The organism is Nibribacter ruber (genome assembly GCF_009913235.1).
GTDB lineage: Bacteria > Bacteroidota > Bacteroidia > Cytophagales > Hymenobacteraceae > Nibribacter > Nibribacter ruber.
This window is the reverse complement of sequence record NZ_CP047897.1, coordinates 3119140-3138885: the sequence shown is the minus strand read 5'-3', so window position 1 is coordinate 3138885 and position 19746 is coordinate 3119140. Positions and strand designations below refer to the sequence as shown.

Sequence of the window (19746 nt, the reverse complement as noted above, 5' to 3'; positions counted from 1 at the left end):
TGTAAAACACGCCAAAAACGAAAATCCTGCTACCTGCTACTACCTTAAAACCGCTGCACTTCGCCCCTTCTCAACCTTCCTAAATATTCTTTAGACGCTGCTACTACTCTAGGCGACAGCAGTATGGCACACGTCATGGTTGGGATGGCCATCAACGCGAAGGCGGTGTCTACCAGGTTGATGACGGATGTGATGGTGACTACGGCGCCTATGATGATGGTTAAGATATAGAAGTAGTCATACAGTCGGCGGTACTTGAACCCGAACAAATAGGTGAAGCACTTGGAGCCGTAGTAGCAGTAAGAGAACAAAGACGTAAACGCGAAGATAAACACACAGATCACCAGCAGATACTTACCCATGGCAGGCATGGCCACGCCAAACGCTGCGGCGGTCATAGAGACGCCGTTGCCAGTATTAGACTCCCAAACGCCTGTTACCAGAATAGCCAGGCCGGTCATGGTGCAGACAATGATGGTGTCAATGAACGGTTCCCACATGGCTACTAAGCCTTCGCGGACGGGCTCATTGTTCTGCGACTCGCCGTGCATCATGGCGGCGGTACCAATACCGGCTTCATTGGAGAAAGAGGCGCGGCGGGCACCCATGATAATCACCTGCATCACGGCCCCACCCATCACGGCGTTCCCGGTAAAGGCGTCTTCAAAGATGAGCGCGAACATACCGGGCACTGCAGACAAGTTGGAGAAGATGATATACAGCACAGAACCTGTGTACAATACTACCATGAAAGGCACCAGCTTGGTAGCTACGCTGGCAATGCGCTTAAGCCCGCCAAACAAAATGATGGACACCAGCAAGGCCATGGCAATGCCCATGAATAAATTAGAGACAAACGTATCCTGCCCTACCACGCCGCTCGGCTTCAAGACCACGTCTGTAATGATCTGGGTCAACTGGTTGGCTTGAAACAAAGGCAGGGTGCCAAACAGGCCGGCAAACGCGAAGAGCAGGGACAAAGGCTTCCATTTCTGGCCCAGGCCTTCGGTGACCATGTACATGGGACCGCCTTCTACCTGGCCCAGCTCGTTTTTGCCGCGGTACATGATGGAGAGCGTACAGGTAAAGAACTTGGTGGCCATGCCCACAAAGGCGCTCACCCACATCCAGAACAAGACGCCTGGTCCGCCCATGGCAATGCCCACGGCCACACCGCTAATGTTACCCATGCCAATGGTAGAGGCCAGCGCGCTGGCCATGGCCTGAAACGGCGTAATCTGGCCGGCGGCGTTGGGGTCCTGGTACTTGCCCTGCACAATGGCAATGGAATGACTCAGCATCCTGAAAGGGATCAATCGGCTGAAGAGCATTAAAAAGGTACCGCCGCCCATCAACAAGATGAGCAAAGGCATGCCCCAGGCCAGACTGCTGGCTTCGGCTAAGATGGCGTCTATTTTTTCCACTGAAATTGGGTTATAAGTATAGGCTGCTCTTAAAAGCAGGGCGCAAAAGTAAGTCCCGTTTTTGACTTATTTTCATGAAAACAGACTAAAAACGAAATTCTCTATAGATGTAGTAGAGATTACCTAACAGGACCAGTTTCTAATATAGGGGTTTAATCTAGAACTGTTCATAAAAGCTGAGTGTAGATTACGCCAGAAACCTGGACTTGAGCGCGGGCGTAGGCAGCATACAACTTTCTTGCTGACCAAACCACCGGTACCGGTTTCTGGCCACCACGCCGTACGCCAAATCCCGCAAAAAGGCAGGCAGAATGATAAAGCCATACGCCCAGGACCACCCTCCGGTGAGGTGGCGGGCAATGCGCAGAGCGGCCGTGGACTTCTGATACAGCTTTCCGTTTTCTAAAAGTAACACTGTCTCAAACTGACGGGTATCCATGCCCTGCTCAGCCAATATCTGCTGGCCTAGGTCAGACTGCAGGGCGGCAAAATGAAACCGCCCGTGCGGGTCATGCTGGATGACAAACTGTACAAATCCGTTACAGAGGTTGCAGACGCCGTCAAACAGGATGGTGGTGGGCAGGGAAGAAACCATAGGACAAGGTAAGAGAATCTGCGGAAAATACGCACAACTGGGATCAGGGTTAGTCGTCCAGGCCCAAAAGCGTAGTGCCTGAGTAGAATAAATTTCGGATAAAATATAGCACCTTTCTGAGAATAGGTCGTAAAAGAGGATTCGTAACCTAAAACCAATTCAACATTAAAAAACTTAACCTGTCAAAGACTATGAAAAAGACGCTTTTCAATGTGTTCGCAGCCGCCGCTTTTGTAGCCGCTTCAGCACTTACTTCTTGCTCTGGAAGCACAGAAACTACTACAGACACCACTTCTACAGATATGTCTACTGAAACTGGCACTACTGACGGAACTACCACAGGTACTACCACCGGCACAACCAGCACCACCACTGGTACTACTACCGGAACCACCACGGGCACCACTACCGGAACTACTGGTACTACTACCGGCATGACTACTACTGGTACTACAACGGGTACCACTACAGGCACCACCACCGGTACTACTACAGGAACTACCACGGGTACCACTACCGGAACTACCACGGGTACTACCACTGGCCGCTAAGCAATTTCCGTTCTGCACGTAGAACGACATGCATACAGCAGAAAAGGCAAAGCCGTTTGGTTTTGCCTTTTCCATTTCCTGCCACGCTACCTCCTCTAGACCATGCACCTATTACAGCAGTACTTGCACCGTGTGTTTTACGCTGATACCCGCGCCCTCTCCCTCATGCGCATTTGGGTGGCCAGCGTGCTGCTTTTAGATATTCTTACCCGGGCCACAGATTTGGAGGCTCACTATTCCAACATGGGCATTCTGCCGCTGCACACCCTGCACGCCAACGCCTGGAACCAATACTATTTCTCTCTGCATGTCTTGAGCGGCCTATGGCAGTTCCAGGCAGTGCTGTTTGCCCTAGCGGCGGCCGCGGCCATCAGTTTATTGCTGGGCTACAAGACGCGCTGGGCCACGGTCATCTCCTGGCTTCTGCTGCTGTCCATCCAAAACCGCAACCCGCTCATCACCCAATCCGGCGACAGTCTTCTGCGCATGCTTCTGTTCTGGGGTATGTTTCTGCCCTGGCACCGGCACTATTCTTTAGACGCCAGAAAAGCGCCCACCTCAGAAAACAAACCTATATCAGCGGTCTATTTCAGTGCGGCCACGTTTGCCTATCTCTTGCAGGTGGCCTGGGTATACGTGTTCACGGCGCTGCTCAAGTCTGGGCCCGAGTGGACCACCACGGGTACGGCCTTGTACTATGCCCTCAGCATTGACCAGATTTTGATGCCTGCTGGGCGCGTGCTCTACCAGTACCCAGGCCTCATGAAGTTCCTGACGCACGCTACCATGTTTGTGGAACTATGGCTGCCGTTTGTACTGCTCATCCCCTGGAAGAACGCCTGGTTCAGGATGGTCTTTATTCTGGCTATCATCGGCCTGCACATTGGCATCAGTCTCACCTTGTTTGTGGGGCTGTTTTACTTGATCAGCATCTCGGCGGTGATAGGCTTGCTGCCCACGCCCGTCATGGATTTTCTGGACCGAAGGCTCTGGCTGGGCTATGCCAGGATTCAGCGGCGGTGGAGCGTGGCCACCCAGCAGTGGAAATCTCCTGTGACGGTGCAAGTGCAATGGACCACGCCTGCCTGGGCCCGCAACTTCCCTATCATTGCGCTGCGCGAAGTCTTGGTCTTGACCGCCCTGGTCATTGCCTTCTGGTGGAACGTAGATACCCTCAACAAACCGCAATACGCCAAGTTGCCTGCAAGTGCCCAGCCTGTAGCCCTGGTGTTGCGCCTGGACCAGAACTGGAGCATGTTCGCGCCCAATGTTTTCAAAGACGATGGCTGGTATGTACTGGAAGGCATCAACTTAAAAGACAAGAAAGTAGACCTCAACCAACAAGGCAAAGAACCAGACACGGTGAAACCCGCCAGCGTGGTAAGTCTGTTCAAGAACGACCGCTGGCGAAAATACTCAGAGAACTACCTGTTTGTCCCCAACGCTTACATGCGGCCTTACTATTGCCATTACCTCATGCGCCGCTGGAACGAGACCCACGCCGGCCAGGAAAAGATTGACGAGCTTTCCATCGTCTACATGAAAGAAACCACGCTGCCTGACTACCAAACCAAACCCCTTCAGCGCGAAGTCCTCTGTCACTGTAAACCTTAATTTTAGATGCTAGACGCTAGATCCTAGACTTGTTCTTTTTTTAAATCAAAGTCTAACATCTAGCGTCTAGTATCTACCATCCTTTTAAAAACTGATTTCGTATACAACAGGCTAAGAGTATGTTTCATTTTTAACCTGAAAGGAGGAAACCATGCCACAAGGAGATAAATCTGCCTACACCGACAAACAAAAGCGGCAGGCTGAGCACATTGAGGAAAGCTACGAGAAGAAAGGGGTCTCTGAAGACGAAGCCGAAAAACGCGCCTGGGCCACTGTCAACAAACATGACGGCGGCGGCAAGAAAAGCGGCTCTGGCAAAAAGAACTAATTGCTTATTTGTATATAGGGAAAACCCGTTTTTGGCCTGTTTTCATGAAAACAGGCCAAAAACGGGTTTTTCGCTTTCAGATTATTTTATGTTAGGAAGAGGTAGTCTGTAAGACAAACTAAATTTCTTGCCATTAATTTCAACGGCCTGTTTCTCTTTAAGGGACTGGGACAATTGCAGGAAGCTTTCAAACTGTTCTTTGGGCAGATAGATGCTGTACAAGTCTTCGCCTCTGCTCACCGTTTCTGGGCTTTTTAAGTCAGGCCAGGTGGCAGGCCATTTGGCGGCCTTCTCCTTAGAGTGGCTGTAATCTGTGGCCAACACTTCTATTTCCTCTGGCATCCAAGGCATGGCCTTAGCATGGGAATAACCTTTCAAGTAGTCATACACGGTCAGGAAAGCTTTAGGCGTAGCCGCGCGTGCCGTTTCATTTCTAAGGTTACCATACACCCTAAAGGTTCTGGCACTATCAAAATTCAAGATTAGCTCATTGGTGGGCTGGTCTGTTGCCCTATAGGCTTCTATATAAGAGGGCAGTTTTAATAGACTGTCACTAAAACCCATCTTATAAATCTCTGCCTGTGTTTCTTCCTTGCTTAGGCTCACCGTAAAATACTTCACTTTTCTGTTTTCAACCTTCTTGTAAATGATTTGTCCGTTTTCATACAACACAAAGGTGGGCACATCAGAACCAATGACCATGAGCCAAGGGTCTTCCTCAGTAAGCACTACCATGGGTGCTCCAATTTCTTCATTATAGGTCTGGCCAAACGTGAACGTGGTGATAAAAAGAAGAAGGCTGGTTAGTAGTGTCTTGCCCATAGGTTTTAAATAAAAGAAAGCATGCGCTCAAGGCTACTAATAAAAACAAAAAGGACTGAACTTTGGTATAGTCCAGCCTTTGCTTATCAGAAATACTTTCTACTTCTATCTTCTCACCTTCCTCAAACTTGCCGCCACCGCCGCAGACACTAAACCGGCAAACAAATAGTAGCCAATGGTCAAGGCTTGCGTTTGGCGCGTTCTGTTGCTAGGCTCAGTGCCTAGACCCATGGGCCCTGGTAATAATACACCGCCTAAGCCAGCGGCCGCGCCCAAGATGGTTCCTTTGGCCAGGGCTTTCTTGCCGCCGCCCACCAAGCTGTAATATAAGCCGTTGGAGATGATGTCGCCTACCATGGACCAGGTGTGCAGGGTGTCATCTGGGGGCGGGGTTTGGCCGGCGTAGCGCATGCCTTTGGCAATGGCACGCATGCCCAACACGTCCATGCGCGGGGCGTCTGGGTAGAAGCGGCGCACGGTCTCATGCACCAGCGTCACGGCCACGGCTCCGGCCAAGCCACTCAGGCCGGCGCGCAACCACTTGTTCATTCGTTTCTTCTTGGGCTTCTTGGTGGTTCTGTTGCGTGTATTTTTCTTCTGGATAGGCTCCATGGTTTCAGTCTGGGTGCCTCTCAGGGTCAATTTCTTTGCCATAATCTATTGGTTTATCTTCCCTCCTTTTAACCTTATTTCTGCTCTAAGGTTGCCTATGTCTAGGAAAGGAAGCGTCGTTTTTTGGCTATTTCGGCCAAAAGAGGCCAAAAACGGAAACTGAATCTTTTTGCGTACTTTTGTGTCCTACATCCGGCGGCGGGCAATACGTCCACGCCTTTTTTATTTAGGCCGAACACAGGCCATTTCCATTCAGAATGACATTCTCAGACCTTAATTTAATTGAACCTCTTCTGCAAGCGTTGCACGAAGAAGGCTATACGCAACCCACTCCCATTCAGGAACAGGCCATTCCGCCGGTCTTGAACGGAGACGATATTCTAGGTTGCGCCCAAACCGGAACCGGTAAGACCGCCGCCTTCAGCTTGCCTTTGCTGCAGCGTCTGCACGAGGCGGGACCGGCCCACCCGGCCAAAGCCATCAGAGCCTTGATCCTGACGCCCACGCGTGAGCTGGCCCTGCAGATTGGCGAAAGCATTGCCGCCTACGGCCGCTACACCAACATCAAGCACACCGTTATTTTTGGCGGCGTGGGACAAACGCCCCAGGTAGAACAGATAAGACGCGGCGTAGACATTCTAGTGGCCACGCCCGGCCGTTTGCTGGATCTCATGAACCAGGGCCTGCTGTCTATCAAGCACCTGGAAACGTTTATCCTTGACGAAGCTGACCGCATGTTGGACATGGGCTTCATCCATGACGTGCGCAAGGTGATTGCCCAGATTCCGGCCAAGCGCCAGACGCTGTTGTTCTCTGCCACCATGCCCCAGGAGATTCAGAAACTCTCCAGCAGCATTTTGCATGAACCGGTGTATGTAGAAGTGACCCCCGTTTCCAGCACCGCTGAGAAGATTGCCCAGAAAGTATATTTTGTGGACAAGATGGCCAAGCGCGCCTTGCTCAGACACTTGTTGCAAGACGGTGATATTACCCGCGCCCTGGTTTTCTCCCGCACCAAGCACGGCGCCGATAGAATTGCCAAAGACCTGGCCAAAGCCGGCATCTCGGCGCAAGCCATTCACGGTGACAAAGCCCAGAGCACCCGTGTAAAAGCCCTGACCCAGTTCAAGAACAACGAGTTGCGCGCCCTGGTAGCCACAGACATTGCCGCCCGCGGTATTGACGTAGATGACTTGACGCACGTGATCAACATTGACCTGCCCAACGAGCCCGAAACCTACGTGCACCGCATTGGCCGTACGGGTAGAGCCGGCGCCGAGGGGTTGGCCCTATCGTTTTGCGATGACACTGAGCTGCCGTACCTACGCGACATTGAGCGCCTCACCAAGCAGACCATTGAGGTAGAGACAGACCAGCCGTTTCACGCAGACTACAAAAAACTGCCCTTGACCGGCGGCAAGTCCACTGATAAGATTGCCAAGGCCAGCAACGGCGGTGGCAACAGAAGCTTCAGACAGCCGCAGGCCGGCCGGCCGCAATCTTCGCGCAAGCCCAATCCTTCTGGATCAGGCGGTAGCGGGAACGCCTCAGGCGGTGGCAACAGAGACAGACGCTCTGGTTCCGGCAACGGCGGCGGTCGCAGATCTGGCGGCAGATAGTTTCCCCAAAACCATAGTAAACAAAGAGGCCGGACACATGGTGTGTCCGGCCTCTTTGTTTACAGGGAGAAAAGCAATTCAGCTTATCTTCCAGATTTGTTACGATTCTTGTTGGCACCTTTTCCCTGGCCAACCCATCCGCTGGACTTGGCAGCCCAGTAGCTGGCGCCTAAGGCTAAGGCCGCACCGCCTACTACTTTCTGAGTAGTGCTCAAACCATTGTAAGAACGAGCGCAAGTAGCACCAAAGTCCTTCACGGCCTGTGGCATCTGAATGTTGCTCAATGAGCTGGTCAAACCACCTAAGATACCGCTGCTCTGCTGACCTTGACGGTCTTGCGGCTGTTGGTTACGGTTGCTAGACTGGTTTTGCTGCTGGGCTCTTGGGCTCTGCTGGCTTTGGCTCTGTGAGGTGTAGCTAGGCTGTTGCTGGCTGCTGCTGGCAGTAGCGTTCTGGCTTCTTGACTGAGAAGAAGCAGTATTTTGAGTTCCAGCTTGTGGCGTATTTTGCGAAGAGGCAGAAGACTGTTGTCCTGCTTGGTTGGTTCTGTTTTCCATAGTAGTAAAATGTAAATTAAGTGGTATTAAAATCTTCTTAAGGGCCCACCATCCTTGGTGGCAACCGAATCTATTTTATCGGAAAACGGCCTGAATGGTTACGTTCTTTTATGATTTAACCTATATTTTTTCAAAAGTCACATTTCAGCTTGGAATCGTATAACGGCTTAAATAGTAGCATAAAAAGCATTTCATCGTTTTTGGGCTACTTTCCGTAAAATAGGGCAAAAACAATATATACCTATCTAGCACTATGAACCAAGGCCCTTCCTCTGCCCCTGCCGGTCAGGCATCTTTCTCCTTCACGCACAAGTTGCTGCTCACGGCGCTGGTGGTCATTCTGCTGGTGGTAGTGTACACGGTGGTAAAGCTGGCGTTTCAGGTGCTGCTGGTGTTTTTTGCCGCCATCTTGTTTGGGGTGTTGTTGCATGGCCTAAGCAGTTGGCTGCACCGCAAAACCCGGCTGCCTTACTCCTGGGCGCTGGGGCTGGTTTGTCTGCTCATGGCTGGCCTGGTAGTGACGGCCTTTCTCACCTTGGGGCCCAGCCTCTCAGAACAGGCCGTAGAGCTGCGCGAAGACCTGCCGGTGGTGTTGCAGAAGCTAGAGGAAAAGATAAAATCACTGCCCTTGGGTGACCAGATTATTCAACAGCTTCCCACCCAGCAGGAAATGATGGGCAGCAAGGGCACCTCGTTTAAGAACGCCATTGCCTTGTTCTCTTCCTCTCTGGGGGCACTGGCCAATATTTTGATTGTGCTGGTGATTGGGATTTACCTGGCGTCCTCGCCACAGGAGGCGGCCAGCGGCATTGTACGCCTGGTACCCAAGGCCAGCAGGCCCAGGGCGCGCGAAGTAGTGCACGTGCTTCGGTTTACCTTGTGGGGATGGCTGAAGGGAACGCTGCTGGCCATGTTGATCATTGGTACGCTCACCTCCATCGGGCTTATGATCATTGGCGTGCCCATGCCTTTGCTGCTGGGGGTGTTTGCCGGTCTGCTGGAGTTTGTGCCTAACCTTGGCCCCTTCATTGCCGCGGCGCCGGCCATTCTGCTGGCCCTGGTAGACGATCCCAACAAAGCTTTAACCGTGGTCATCTTCTTTATTGCCTTGCAAAGCCTGGAAGGTTACGTGCTCACGCCCCTGGTACAGAAGCGCATCATTGACCTGCCGCCAGTGCTCACCATCATGGGCCAGGTGCTCATGGGCATTATTGCCGGCCCTTGGGGTTTGCTGCTGGCCGTACCCGTTGTGGCCGTGATCACGGTGCTGGTGAAAATGCTCTACATAGAAGACGTGCTAGGCGATCAGGGCGTAGAAGTGAAAGGCGAAGAAGAGGCCATTGAAAAGGAAGAAAAAAGTCCCACCCCGCCCGAAGAGCAAGAGTAAATCGTTTTTGGCCAGTTTTTCAGAAAAAAAGCCTAAACTTAGGTTACCAAAACCTCAGCATACACACCCATGACCTCAAAGAAAACCCTTGCCTTGTGTCTGGCCCTGCTGCCACTAGGCGGCGCCTTCGCGCAAAAGCACATTGACCAGAAAGAAGTGACGCGCATTGTACAGACGCTGGCCGCCGATGACATGATGGGCCGCAAGACCTTCACGCCTGGCATAGAAAAAGCCGCCGACTTCATTTCTTCTGAGTTTAAGAAGATTGGCCTGGCCCCGCTGGCCGGCGACACAGATTACAAGCAGGAGTTCAAGATGTACACGCTCACGTCTGAGAAGGCAGACATTGAGATTGACGGCACCCAACTAAAGCCCGAAGCCTTCTTCTACAGCACCACGCACCAGAAGGTGGAATGGGAAGAAAAAGCCCCTCAGCCCCTGATAATTGGCGAGGCCGACGATTTCAGAGCTGCGTTCAACAAAGCCAGACGCTCTACCAAAGACGCCCTGGTCTTGGTACACCCCAAGCACCAGGAAATGTTCAACCGCTACGCTGGCTTTATACGCCAGGGTTCTCCGGTGACCGAAGTAGGCAAAGGCCCCACCGTGGTCTACGTGCTCACAGACAAGGCCCAGATTTCGTCGTTTGACATTGAGATCAAGAACAAGGTCAACGAGATGTCATTGGCCAACGTGGCGGGCATGATCCCTGGCAAGCGCGCCAACGAGTACGTGGTATTCTCTGGTCATTATGACCATATTGGCATTGACAAACCCGTAGACGGCGACTCCATTGCCAACGGCGCCGATGATGATGCTTCTGGCACCACCGCCGTGATCACGCTGGCCAAGCACTTCAAGAAACAAGGCAAGCCCGAGCGCACGCTCATCTTTGTGGCCTTCACTGCCGAGGAGATTGGTGGTTACGGCTCGCAGCACTTCTCCAAGCAGTTGAACCCAGACGAGATTGTGGCCATGTTCAACATTGAGATGATTGGCAAAGGCTCAAAGTTTGGTCCTAACACGGCGTACATCACCGGCTTTGAAAAATCAGACTTCGGGACGTTGTTGCAGCAGGCCGTGAAAGGAACCGCTTACAGCTTCCACCCAGACCCGTATCCAACTCAAAACCTGTTCTACCGCTCAGACAACGCCACCCTGGCCCGTCTAGGCGTACCCGCGCACACCATCTCCTCCGTACAGATTGACCAGGACAAACTCTATCACTCTGTAAACGATGAAGTAGAAAGCCTGGACCTGGCGCACATGACCAACATGATCAAAGCCGTGGCTTTAGGTGCAAAGGACTTTGTAGCCGGCAAGAAAACCCCAAAACGCGTGGACAAGGCGCAGGTGCAGTAACATTGGAACTAGGGAATATATTTCAGTATTTCTTTCTACTTGTGTCCTTCGTGCTCATTGGGAACGGTTTATACTTTCTATATCAAGATGCCAAACGCACAAAGTTTGGGTCCTATGCAATAGGAAGAGTTATCAGAACCAAAGGCAAATGGTCTTTTACTGGCAACAGGCATTCTTATGCGTTCTTTCCAGTAGTTGAGTTTAAAACGAAAGAAGGCGAAGTTTTGCAAATGGATTATCCGGTGGGCGCCGGTGTTCCCATGCACAGAGAGGGGCAGACGTTAGACTTTATTTACTACGACGGGGAATTATATCCTACAGGGCCTGAATGGAAATTCTTTTACTGGTTTTTAATTGGTTTAGGCTTAGTTGTTGGCCTGTATGTTACTTACCTATTAACTACTGGAGAAGCGTCATTCTTTGCAAATCTTTAAGCTTTGAAGCTTCCGTTTTTGGCCTATTTCCAAGGAATTAGGCCAAAAACGGAAGCTTTTCTTATACACTCTCTTTGTCATCCTGAAAGGACCTTGTGTCCGAACTAGTCAGGCGTAGACAATGAAACAATGAACTTCTTCAAAAACACTTATCATCTGCTCTTAGCAAACGTCAATACAACTTGCTCACAAGGTCCTTTCAGGATGACAAATGTGTTGTTGTTGTTGTTGTTGTTGTTGTTGTTGTTGTTGCGATGATGGTTTTGCTGGAATAGTCTACCAGACCTCGTAGGGTGCATAGCTCCTACGAGTGTCATCTATATGCAAAGGCCTCACAGATACTTAAATCTGTGAGGCCTTTCCTTCAACTTCCGTTTTTAGGCTCTTTTCCAGAAAACAGGCTAAAAACGGAGTCTTACTATCATATGTCTTGCGTCCTGTGTCTAAACCTAAAAATTACTTCGCAACGTCAATACCAAATTCCTTCCCGGCGAACTTACGCCAGAGGCGTAGACGCGGTAGAACTGGTCCAGGATATTCTCTAGCGCGGCTTGCACTTGTAGCTTAGGAAGGAACTGGTACGAGGTGCGCAGATTCAAAGTATACCAGGCCGGCACGCCTTGCGGAGTAGCGTATTGCAGATTGTCTTCGCCCACGGGGTTGTAATCTTCCAGACGCTTCCAGCCGTTGTACTGCACAAAAAACTCAGACCTGAACTTGGGCAAGGTCAAGAACAAGCTGGTCTTGCCAAACACCGGCGCAATGTGGTCCAATGGAACCTCCCCGGTCTCTGCTTGGATGCGGCCATAGGTGTACGTCAAAGTAGAAGCAAGCCTGAACGCCTGCGTCACGTCTGCTGAGAGACTGCCTGAGAAGCCGTAAATATAGGCTTTGTTGGCGTTCACGTTGGCGGTCACGCGGCTTACCTGTCCGTTGTATTCAATTTCTGCCTGACCGTTGTACAGAAAGGGCTGCGTGGTGATGGCATCGCGGTACCAGGTATAGAAACCGGTGCCTTCTACGTGTATGTTGTGCCGGATGGTCTTGCCCAGGGTAAGCTCTGCGTTGTAGGTGTATTCGGGTTTCAAGTCTGCATTGGGTACCACCACCTGCCCCGCCACCGACTCAAACACCTTGGCCAAATCATCTACGTTGGGGGCTCTAAACCCCGAGGAAGCCATGGCCGCCAGGCGCCAGTCGCGGCCCGGCTGAAACACCAGTCCCAGGTTGCCGTTCACCGCGGTGTTTTTCTGGCTCACCTCCTCAAACGGGAAGTTAAAGAAGGTCTTGTCCCTGAAATCTGCGTTCAACTCTACGCGGCTAAAGCGTACGCCGTCAGACAGAATCCACCGGGGACTGATTTCCCAGGTGTGGGTAAGGTAGGCGGCAGCGGTGCGCATATCTGACCCGGCGCTAGGGTAGCGGGTGTCTAAGGCAGAGCGTTCGCCGGTATTCATGTTCTCCCCGTAGGCGCGGGACTGCACATCGTTGTAGGTTCCTTCCAGCCCGTAGCGCAGTTCATGGTCTCCCAACAGACGGCTGGCGTCCACGTTGAGCGTAAAAATATCTACGTGTTCCTTACGGTGCTGCAGCAAGCTCTTGCCAAAACTGCGGTTGTTGCGGCTTTCGGCTATGCTCTGGTAAGCCACGGTGGTGCGCAGGTTCTCCAGCCAGCCGGTGCCTTGTGTGGCAAACGTATAAGCGGCCATAAAGCGTTCTTGCGGGCCATAGTACCACTGCGCGCTTTTGAGCACGCCTTGCTTATCTACCTCGGTTAAGCGGTCATATCTGGGAATATTGGAGGAGGTGGAATATTGCAGGTTGAGCACATGAGACGTGGCAGGATTGGCTTGGAACAACACTTTCTGCAAGACATCATACTGCTGGTAGCCGCTTTGTTTCTGTACGTTGATATTCTCATTGGCCACTAGCACGTCCTGCCCATTCACGCGCGCTGCATAAAACGGTCGCAGCCCCCAGTTGCCATAGAAGGGATTCCGTTTCGCACCCTGGCGCAAATCATCAAAATCTGAATACGTAAGGCTGGTCAAACTTCCCCAGCGCCGTCCGCCCACAGACACATCTACGTGACCGGTTTTCTCTTGATTGGCCGTGGCGTAGCGGGTATAAGCACTGCCGGTGAATCTGGTTTGTCCGGTGCTGTCAGACAGCACCGGGTTTTTGGTGTAGAAATGCACCACGCCGCCCAAGGCATCTGAGCCATACACCACAGAACCGGGACCGAACACCACTTCTACTTTCTCTAAGGCGGCATTGTCTACGGTGATCACGTTCTGCAGGTGACCGCCGCGGTAAATGGCGTTGTTCAGGCGCACGCCGTCCATGACCATGAGCACCTTGTTGGCTTCAAAACCGCGCAGGATGGGACTTCCTCCGCCAGCCTGGCTTTTCTGTACCAGCACCTGCCCGCTTTGCTGCAACACGTCTGCGGTGGTCTGGTTATTCTGGAACGCCAGCTCCCGGGCTTTGATCACCTGAATCTGCTGGGGGACATCGGCGCGCTTTTCTTCAAACTTGCTGGCAGACACCACCACTTCGTTTAAAGAATAGCTCCGTTCTGAGAGCAGCACGCGGTATTGCATGGTCTTCAATTGGCTCACCGCCACCGTACGCGGCTGGTAATCTGAGCGCTCAAACCGAAGGCTGTCCGTTGGCCTGAACATTTCTAGTTTAAACCGGCCCTTGCTGTCTGTCTGCACAGTTCCGCCGCCCGTGGTGGGCACTACATTCACGCCCACCAAAGGTGTTAAATTGCTTTTGTCCTGCACCACGGCCGTCTGTGCCTGCACGGCCAAAGGCACCGCCCACACCGCCAACAACTGAACTATCTTCTTCATGAACTCGTGCTAGAGAAAAATTTACTGGAATCTCATTCTGGGCTACTTAAATGCCCTTCTCAAATGTAAGGATTACAAAGGCATTTCCATCTTGATGTCGGCGCGTTTGTAGTCCTGTCCCTCCAAAGGCACTTCTACAAAACCCAGCCGGTGGTACAAGTGAATGGCCGTCTCCAGCTTTCTATTAGACACCAGCATCAAGGTCTTGGCACCCAGTTCTCTGGCTTTCTGAATGGCGGCTTCGCCGAGTTTGCGGCCAATCTTGAGGCCCTGCGCTTTGTCCGTGACGGCCATTTTGGCCAGTTCAAAGGTGTCGTTCTCCATCTTAATGAGCGCGCAGGTGCCCACTATCTCGCCGTTGTACTCGGCCATGAGAATATGCCCACCCTTCTGGATGATGTAACCGTCTGGGTTGCCCAGGGATTTATGGTCCAGTTCCTCCATCTCAAAGTAGCGTTCAATCCAGGCTTGGTTCAGGTCTTTGAAAGAAGCGGCGTGCGCAGGAGTATAGTCTATGATGTGTACCAGGCCTTTGCCCGAAGCTGCGGTCATTTGCATTGTCATTAAAAGATTGTCGGCAAAGATACGCAATGCCCCTGTGCCGTTTTTAGCCTGTTTCCCGGAAAACAAGCCAAAAACGAGGACGCCTACCAGAACTTGAACCGGCGGCAGGATGTTGAAAGGACAAAGCTTACCAGTTTGTGAGCAGAACCTGTATCTTTAGGAATCAATGCTATTATGATGAAGAACAGTCCCCTTTTACTTCTGCTATCGTTTTTAATGGCCTGTGCCACTACCAAGACGCCTCAGCAGAAAACCGTTTCGGCAGCCTCACCGCTGGCCCCGCACATTGAGGCCGTGCGCCAGCAGTTTGCCCCAGACAAGCGCACCGTGTTGTTTCAAGTGAGCCCCAACGGCCAGGTGCTGCGCGGCGAGACCAATGTGCCTGCCGCCAAAGCTGCTTTGCTAAGCCGCTTGACCTCAGCCGGAATTCCCTTCCAGGACAGCATTCAGGTATTGCCAGACGCTAAACTGCAGGGTAAAAATAGGGCCGTGGTGACCCTCTCCGTGGCCAACCTCAGAAGCGAGCCCAAGCACCCGGCAGAATTGGCCACCCAGGCCACCATGGGCACGCCCCTGAACGTGTATAAATACAAAGACGGCTGGTACCTGGTCCAAACCCCAGACAAATATCTGGCGTGGGTAGACGCGGCGGGCATCAAACTCATGAATGAAGCCGACTTTGCCACCTGGCAACAGAAAGAAAAGCTACTCTACACGCAGTTATATGGGTTTGCGCAAACTTCCCCGCAAGGGCAGAGCGCCACGGTTTCTGATTTGGTGTACGGCGATGTGCTGGCTTTGAAAACCAAGACGAAAGACCAGTATGAAGTAGAGTTCCCCGACGGACGCACGGGCTTTGTACCCGTAGCCGATGCAGTTTTGTACAAAGAGTGGACCGCTACCCGCCAACCTTCAGAGGAGAATCTGGTAGCCAGTGCGAAGCGCCTCATGGGCTTGCCGTACCTCTGGGGCGGCACCTCTTTGAAAGGCGTAGACTGCAGCGGCTTCACCAAAACGGTGTATTTCATGAACGGTCTCATCCTTCCCCGCGATGCCTCCCAGCAAGTGCACGTAGGCGAACTACTGGACACCCAGCAAGGCTTCCAGAACCTGCGCCCCGGCGATTTACTATTCTTCGGGTCACCCGCCAAGGAGGGCAAATCTGAGCGCGTAGTGCACGTGGGCATGTGGATTGGCAACAACGAGTTCATCCACTCAGCAGGCCGCGTGCGCATCAGTAGCATGGACCCCAAAGCCGCCAACTTTGACGCCTATGAGCTCAACCGCTTCCTACGCGCCAAACGCATTCCACCCCAAGCCACCCTGCAAGACCTTCGTACTTCTGCCTTGTATGAAGCACCTGCCATGAAATAAGAAGCCTTTAGAGAAAGTTGATTTTAACAGCGAGTCCGTTTTTGACCTGTTTTCTAGAAAAGAGGCCAAAAACAACAGAACTGCAGATGTCTTAACATGACAAAAGCCCCTCTCCGTTGTGCTGGAGAAGGGCTTTTTACTGATGCGCTTTTGGGCTGTTTTCCAAGAATAGTTGGAAACGGTTCTCGGCACAGACATTCGCAGGAGCTGCGCACACTACGAGGTCTTTTGAGCAAAGGAAGGAGGCAAGGAGGCCGGAAGAAGAAGGCAATGCGTGGGAGACAAGGCGATGCCGTTGTCTCTACGGTGAAAAATGACATCCGCGCCAGCGCATGAAGGCATAGCAACTCCTCCAACAGCAATCCGCCCGCCCTTGACCGAGGGAAAAGAGACTGATCAATTTAAGTCTCTTTTCACGAGGGAGAAAGCAATGGTCTCTCACTTGGCAGCGGCGTAAGCCTACCATGAAACGAATCAATTCTCACGGTGCATAACTTTGAGCCACCGCCTGTCCGAGCGGTCAGCGAGTTCTGGGGCTCTTGATTCTTTTGGTTACTTTTCTCATCAAGGAGAAAAGTGACAAACGCGGGCAGAAAGTAAGGAAGGAGAAGTTGGAAAGGACGGGTTGGGAGGTAATTGATTTTTGATAGGCAGTCTTAGTCGTTGGTGATAACACCAACAATGGCTGGCGAGTTTGACCAAATTATGTAAACACCCCTCTGCGCTCCCCTCAAGGGGAGAATCCTCGGTGCCTCAAACTCTCGTTTGGGCAATCCTCAAGAGGAAAATGTGCGTTAGGCAACGGTAGTTGCTCTGGAACAGGGACTCTATCTGAACTCGGCACACCTCCGCCCTCTCCTTTACCCTTTCAAAGAAGTACACATAAGCAATAGAAAACAGAAAAAGCGTTTTTGGCCTGTTTTCTGGAAAACAAGCCAAAAACGCCTTCTGCAACCACCGTCTCTTAATACCGCTCGTGCACTTCCGTCATAATCCGGACCATCTCATTCCTGATCTCAGCAGAAGACGTGCTGTAGTTGTTGTTCATAAAACTGAACAGTAAAAGTTTGCCGCTCTTGGTCTTGATGTAGCCGCTCTGGTTGTGCACATGGGACAGCGTACCAGACTTCCCGAAGACATAGGGCACCGGCGCCTGGTAAATGGCCCGAAAGGTGCCCGGCTGCCCGCCCGTGGCCAGAAGCGGCAACAAGCGTTCCTCAGGGCGCTCCTGCTGCAGTTTCTGCAGAAGGGCAATGATGCTGCGCGGCGTGAACATGTTCTGCGAGGACAAGCCAGAGCCGTCTACCCAGACGGGGGCATCTGGCAAGTCTGCCAGGTAGGTTTTGGTGACGTGCTTGATGGCGCGCTCCACAGAGAGCGTGTCTGAGAGCGTACCAGAGCAAAGCGCCATGAGCTGCTCGGCAAAGAGGTTGTCGCTTACCTGCAGCATGCGCTTGATCACCGTGTCTGCCGGCAGCCCATAGAAGATTTGTCCGTCTTGGGGAAGGGCTCGTTTTTTCAGCAAAGTCACTGATCGCTTCAAGGTGTCTGCCAAGAGCTTGACGGTCATGTCTGCCGACGGAATGAACGGCACTTCCACAGAATAAGAAGCGGCGGCGTGCTTGGGGAAATACTGAAGGTCATTGCTTCGCCAGGCTCTTACAAAAGGGTCTTTGCTGGCATTGCGGGTGGTGTCTGTCTTCACCAAGGCTTTGAACCGCTTGGGCGTCACTGAGTAGGAAGATCCGCCGGTCTTTTTTACAAACTTGACGATGTTGCCATGAATGGGAAAGACGCTGCGTTCGGGTTGATAGTAGTAGTTGTAGTCATCCCAGCCCCAGTTTTGCCCGAAGGGCGTGCTCTCAAAAGGCGCCTCCAGGTAATACAGCTTTTCTTTGCGGTTCTTCAGGAAGTCATAGGCCAGGGTGTTCTTCAGGTCCATGTGCGTGAAGGTAGGATCGCCGGTTCCCCAAAAGATCAATGAGTCGCCGCGCACCACGTACTTAAGCGCCGGAATGGAGTCTCCCAGCATCTTGAGGCTGGCGTAAAAGGTGAACAGCTTGGTGTTGGAGGCCGGCACGAAATATTTGTCTGCGTTGTGCTCCACCACCATCTGCTTGAGTTCTGGATCATACAGCGCGAAGCCTACAAACCGGTTCTTGAGTGCTTCAGAGGCCAGCACCTGGCGCTTGATTTCGGCGGGCCCGTACGGCGGTGGTGCCGGCACGGCTGGCGCGGGTTCTACCGTTGCGGTGTCGGTGACGGCGGGAGTGGGTTTGCTGCTGGAACAGCCCATAATCGTCCAGAGGGCAACAACCGGCAACAGCTTATGAAATGATTTTTGGGAGAGTATAGACATGGTCATCCAATTTACCGAGGTAAGTACCTTAAAAATTCTGGATAGGGAAAGCCTATAGGCAAAAATTTCGTTTTTGGGCTATTTCCCGCAAAACAGGCCAAAAACGGATTCCAATAAAGTAATCTGAAAAAACTGGGCGCTACGGGCAATCTGCTTATTTTAAGGGCCGCAAATTCTATAGACCTATGACCGTTCGTTCCCGCCGCCAGGTGCTGGCCTCCCTTTCCATGGCCGCTGCCGCCGTTCCGCTGCTTGGTTTTTCTTCTGCCCATTCCCTCACCCCAGACAAAGAACCCAAGGTCCTCTTGCCGCCGCGCCTTAAACGCAATGACACCGTGGGGCTCATTTGCCCGGCGGGTGCGGCATTCAGCAAAGAAACCGTGCAGATTACTATTGAGACGCTAGAGGCGCTGGGGTTGAAGGTGAAACTGGGCAGGCACGTGTTTGACAGGTTTGGCTATTTAGCTGGCACAGACCAGGCCCGCGCCGAGGACGTGAACGCCATGTTCGCAGACAAAGGCGTGCAGGGGATTCTGGCCATTCACGGCGGCTGGGGTTGCGCGCGGTTGCTGCCCCTGCTGGACTACAAGACCATTCAGCGCAACCCCAAACCCTTGATCGGGTACTCAGACATCACGTCGTTGCTTGTGGCCATTACGGCCAAGACTGGCTTGGTGACGTTTCATGGCCCGGTGGGAGCCGCCACCTGGAATAAGTTCTCGGCAGACTTTTTCACAAAGGTGTTGTTTGACGGCGAGGCCGTTCTATTTGAGAACCCCAAAGAGATAGGAGACAATTTAACCATCGTCAAAGACCGCATCACCACCATCACGCCCGGCACGGCCAGAGGCAGATTAGTGGGCGGCAACCTCACGGTACTCTCCTCCATCATTGGCTCAGACTACCTGCCCCACTGGAAAGACGCCATCCTGTTTCTGGAAGACATCAATGAGAATGTGTACAAGATAGACCGCATGCTCACGCAATTAAAACTGGCGGGTGTGCTGGACGAGGTCAAGGGTGTGGTGTTTGGCAAGTGCAGCGACTGTGATCCCGGCAGCGGAAGCTACGGCTCCCTTACTTTGGAGGAAGTCCTGGAGCAGCATCTGCAACCTTTAAAAGTACCAGTTTACTCTGGCGCCATGATTGGCCACATCACGCACAAATTTACCATACCCGTGGGCGCCATGGCAGAAATTAACGCCGCCAATGGCACTATTCAACTGCTAAACGGCGTTGTGGTGTAACATGAGAGTTCTATTTTAGGTCGTTTTTAAGAAAAACAG

Annotated in this window: 18 protein-coding genes; 9 read left to right on the top strand and 9 right to left on the bottom strand. The window is 52.3% G+C overall.

Going from position 1 to position 19746, the window contains the following annotated elements; all coding sequences use genetic code 11:
- Positions 1–44 precede the first annotated feature (44 nt).
- Together GU926_RS13235 and GU926_RS13230 are read right to left on the bottom strand one after the other, a co-directional pair.
- Entirely contained in the window at positions 45–1424 is a 1380-nt protein-coding gene (locus GU926_RS13235; protein ID WP_232058323.1) for an alanine/glycine:cation symporter family protein, read from the bottom strand.
- A 187-nt stretch (positions 1425–1611) separates the two neighbouring features.
- A complete protein-coding gene (locus GU926_RS13230) occupies positions 1612–2019 on the bottom strand; it encodes a thiol-disulfide oxidoreductase DCC family protein (RefSeq protein ID WP_160692637.1) in 408 nt (135 codons plus the stop codon).
- A 191-nt stretch (positions 2020–2210) separates the two neighbouring features.
- Here GU926_RS13230 and GU926_RS13225 point away from each other — a divergent pair, with 191 nt between their 5' ends.
- The 3 genes from GU926_RS13225 (at position 2211) to GU926_RS18390 (ending at position 4512) form a co-directional block, all read left to right on the top strand.
- Positions 2211–2570, top strand: a complete 360-nt coding sequence (locus tag GU926_RS13225; protein WP_160692635.1) for a hypothetical protein — start codon at positions 2211–2213, stop codon at positions 2568–2570.
- 102 nt (positions 2571–2672) lie between these two features.
- Entirely contained in the window at positions 2673–4184 is a 1512-nt protein-coding gene (locus GU926_RS13220) for an HTTM domain-containing protein (protein ID WP_160692633.1), read from the top strand.
- Between the two features lie 151 nt (positions 4185–4335).
- On the top strand, positions 4336–4512 hold the full coding sequence (locus GU926_RS18390) for a hypothetical protein (protein WP_198001417.1): 177 nt from the start codon (positions 4336–4338) through the stop codon (positions 4510–4512).
- An 81-nt stretch (positions 4513–4593) separates the two neighbouring features.
- Here the strand turns inward: GU926_RS18390 and GU926_RS13215 are convergent, their stop codons facing one another.
- Entirely contained in the window at positions 4594–5334 is a 741-nt protein-coding gene (locus GU926_RS13215; RefSeq protein ID WP_160692631.1) for a hypothetical protein, read from the bottom strand.
- Between the two features lie 105 nt (positions 5335–5439).
- A complete protein-coding gene (locus GU926_RS13210; protein ID WP_317165570.1) occupies positions 5440–5988 on the bottom strand; it encodes a hypothetical protein in 549 nt (182 codons plus the stop codon).
- A gap of 215 nt (positions 5989–6203) precedes the next feature.
- Between GU926_RS13210 and GU926_RS13205 the strand changes: the two genes are divergently transcribed.
- Positions 6204–7565, top strand: a complete 1362-nt coding sequence (locus GU926_RS13205; protein ID WP_160692629.1) for a DEAD/DEAH box helicase — start codon at positions 6204–6206, stop codon at positions 7563–7565.
- Positions 7566–7648: 83 nt separating this feature from the next.
- Here GU926_RS13205 and GU926_RS13200 read toward each other — a convergent pair whose 3' ends face one another.
- Positions 7649–8122: a hypothetical protein gene (locus GU926_RS13200; RefSeq protein ID WP_160692627.1), complete on the bottom strand. Its 474-nt coding sequence runs from the start codon at positions 8120–8122 to the stop codon at positions 7649–7651.
- A 253-nt stretch (positions 8123–8375) separates the two neighbouring features.
- Here GU926_RS13200 and GU926_RS13195 point away from each other — a divergent pair, with 253 nt between their 5' ends.
- The 3 genes from GU926_RS13195 to GU926_RS13185 all read left to right on the top strand — a co-directional run bounded on the left by GU926_RS13195 (position 8376) and on the right by GU926_RS13185 (position 11305).
- Entirely contained in the window at positions 8376–9509 is a 1134-nt protein-coding gene (locus tag GU926_RS13195) for an AI-2E family transporter (protein WP_160692625.1), read from the top strand.
- A 69-nt stretch (positions 9510–9578) separates the two neighbouring features.
- Positions 9579–10871, top strand: coding sequence for a M20/M25/M40 family metallo-hydrolase (locus tag GU926_RS13190; RefSeq protein WP_160692622.1), 1293 nt, complete (start codon positions 9579–9581; stop codon positions 10869–10871).
- 41 nt (positions 10872–10912) lie between these two features.
- A complete protein-coding gene (locus GU926_RS13185) occupies positions 10913–11305 on the top strand; it encodes a DUF3592 domain-containing protein (RefSeq protein ID WP_160692620.1) in 393 nt (130 codons plus the stop codon).
- Positions 11306–11457: 152 nt separating this feature from the next.
- Here GU926_RS13185 and GU926_RS13180 read toward each other — a convergent pair whose 3' ends face one another.
- The 3 genes from GU926_RS13180 to GU926_RS13170 all read right to left on the bottom strand — a co-directional run bounded on the left by GU926_RS13180 (position 11458) and on the right by GU926_RS13170 (position 14721).
- A complete protein-coding gene (locus GU926_RS13180) occupies positions 11458–11604 on the bottom strand; it encodes a hypothetical protein (RefSeq protein WP_160692618.1) in 147 nt (48 codons plus the stop codon).
- A 150-nt stretch (positions 11605–11754) separates the two neighbouring features.
- Positions 11755–14163 (bottom strand): TonB-dependent receptor, encoded by a 2409-nt coding sequence (locus GU926_RS13175; protein ID WP_160692616.1) that lies wholly within the window; start codon positions 14161–14163, stop codon positions 11755–11757.
- Positions 14164–14235: 72 nt separating this feature from the next.
- Positions 14236–14721, bottom strand: a complete 486-nt coding sequence (locus GU926_RS13170) for a GNAT family N-acetyltransferase (protein ID WP_232058322.1) — start codon at positions 14719–14721, stop codon at positions 14236–14238.
- A 180-nt stretch (positions 14722–14901) separates the two neighbouring features.
- On the opposite strand from GU926_RS13170, the gene GU926_RS13165 reads away from it, so the two are divergent.
- Positions 14902–16101: a C40 family peptidase gene (locus GU926_RS13165; protein WP_160692614.1), complete on the top strand. Its 1200-nt coding sequence runs from the start codon at positions 14902–14904 to the stop codon at positions 16099–16101.
- Between the two features lie 964 nt (positions 16102–17065).
- Here GU926_RS13165 and GU926_RS13160 read toward each other — a convergent pair.
- Entirely contained in the window at positions 17066–18460 is a 1395-nt protein-coding gene (locus GU926_RS13160) for a D-alanyl-D-alanine carboxypeptidase (RefSeq protein WP_232058321.1), read from the bottom strand.
- A 185-nt stretch (positions 18461–18645) separates the two neighbouring features.
- Here GU926_RS13160 and GU926_RS13155 point away from each other — a divergent pair, with 185 nt between their 5' ends.
- A complete protein-coding gene (locus tag GU926_RS13155; protein WP_198001416.1) occupies positions 18646–19707 on the top strand; it encodes a S66 peptidase family protein in 1062 nt (353 codons plus the stop codon).
- Positions 19708–19746: the final 39 nt, after the last annotated feature.

Coding starts and splice junctions, on each gene's coding strand:
- GU926_RS13230 (WP_160692637.1), bottom strand. CDS start 2,019: ATGGTTTCTTCCCTGCCCACCACCATCCTGTTTGACGGCGTCTGCAAC.
- GU926_RS13225 (WP_160692635.1), top strand. CDS start 2,211: ATGAAAAAGACGCTTTTCAATGTGTTCGCAGCCGCCGCTTTTGTAGCC.
- GU926_RS13220 (WP_160692633.1), top strand. CDS start 2,673: ATGCACCTATTACAGCAGTACTTGCACCGTGTGTTTTACGCTGATACC.
- GU926_RS18390 (WP_198001417.1), top strand. CDS start 4,336: ATGCCACAAGGAGATAAATCTGCCTACACCGACAAACAAAAGCGGCAG.
- GU926_RS13215 (WP_160692631.1), bottom strand. CDS start 5,334: ATGGGCAAGACACTACTAACCAGCCTTCTTCTTTTTATCACCACGTTC.
- GU926_RS13210 (WP_317165570.1), bottom strand. CDS start 5,988: ATGGCAAAGAAATTGACCCTGAGAGGCACCCAGACTGAAACCATGGAG.
- GU926_RS13205 (WP_160692629.1), top strand. CDS start 6,204: ATGACATTCTCAGACCTTAATTTAATTGAACCTCTTCTGCAAGCGTTG.
- GU926_RS13200 (WP_160692627.1), bottom strand. CDS start 8,122: ATGGAAAACAGAACCAACCAAGCAGGACAACAGTCTTCTGCCTCTTCG.
- GU926_RS13195 (WP_160692625.1), top strand. CDS start 8,376: ATGAACCAAGGCCCTTCCTCTGCCCCTGCCGGTCAGGCATCTTTCTCC.
- GU926_RS13190 (WP_160692622.1), top strand. CDS start 9,579: ATGACCTCAAAGAAAACCCTTGCCTTGTGTCTGGCCCTGCTGCCACTA.
- GU926_RS13180 (WP_160692618.1), bottom strand. CDS start 11,604: ATGCACCCTACGAGGTCTGGTAGACTATTCCAGCAAAACCATCATCGC.
- GU926_RS13175 (WP_160692616.1), bottom strand. CDS start 14,163: ATGAAGAAGATAGTTCAGTTGTTGGCGGTGTGGGCGGTGCCTTTGGCC.
- GU926_RS13170 (WP_232058322.1), bottom strand. CDS start 14,721: ATGCAAATGACCGCAGCTTCGGGCAAAGGCCTGGTACACATCATAGAC.
- GU926_RS13165 (WP_160692614.1), top strand. CDS start 14,902: ATGATGAAGAACAGTCCCCTTTTACTTCTGCTATCGTTTTTAATGGCC.
- GU926_RS13160 (WP_232058321.1), bottom strand. CDS start 18,460: ATGTCTATACTCTCCCAAAAATCATTTCATAAGCTGTTGCCGGTTGTT.
- GU926_RS13155 (WP_198001416.1), top strand. CDS start 18,646: ATGACCGTTCGTTCCCGCCGCCAGGTGCTGGCCTCCCTTTCCATGGCC.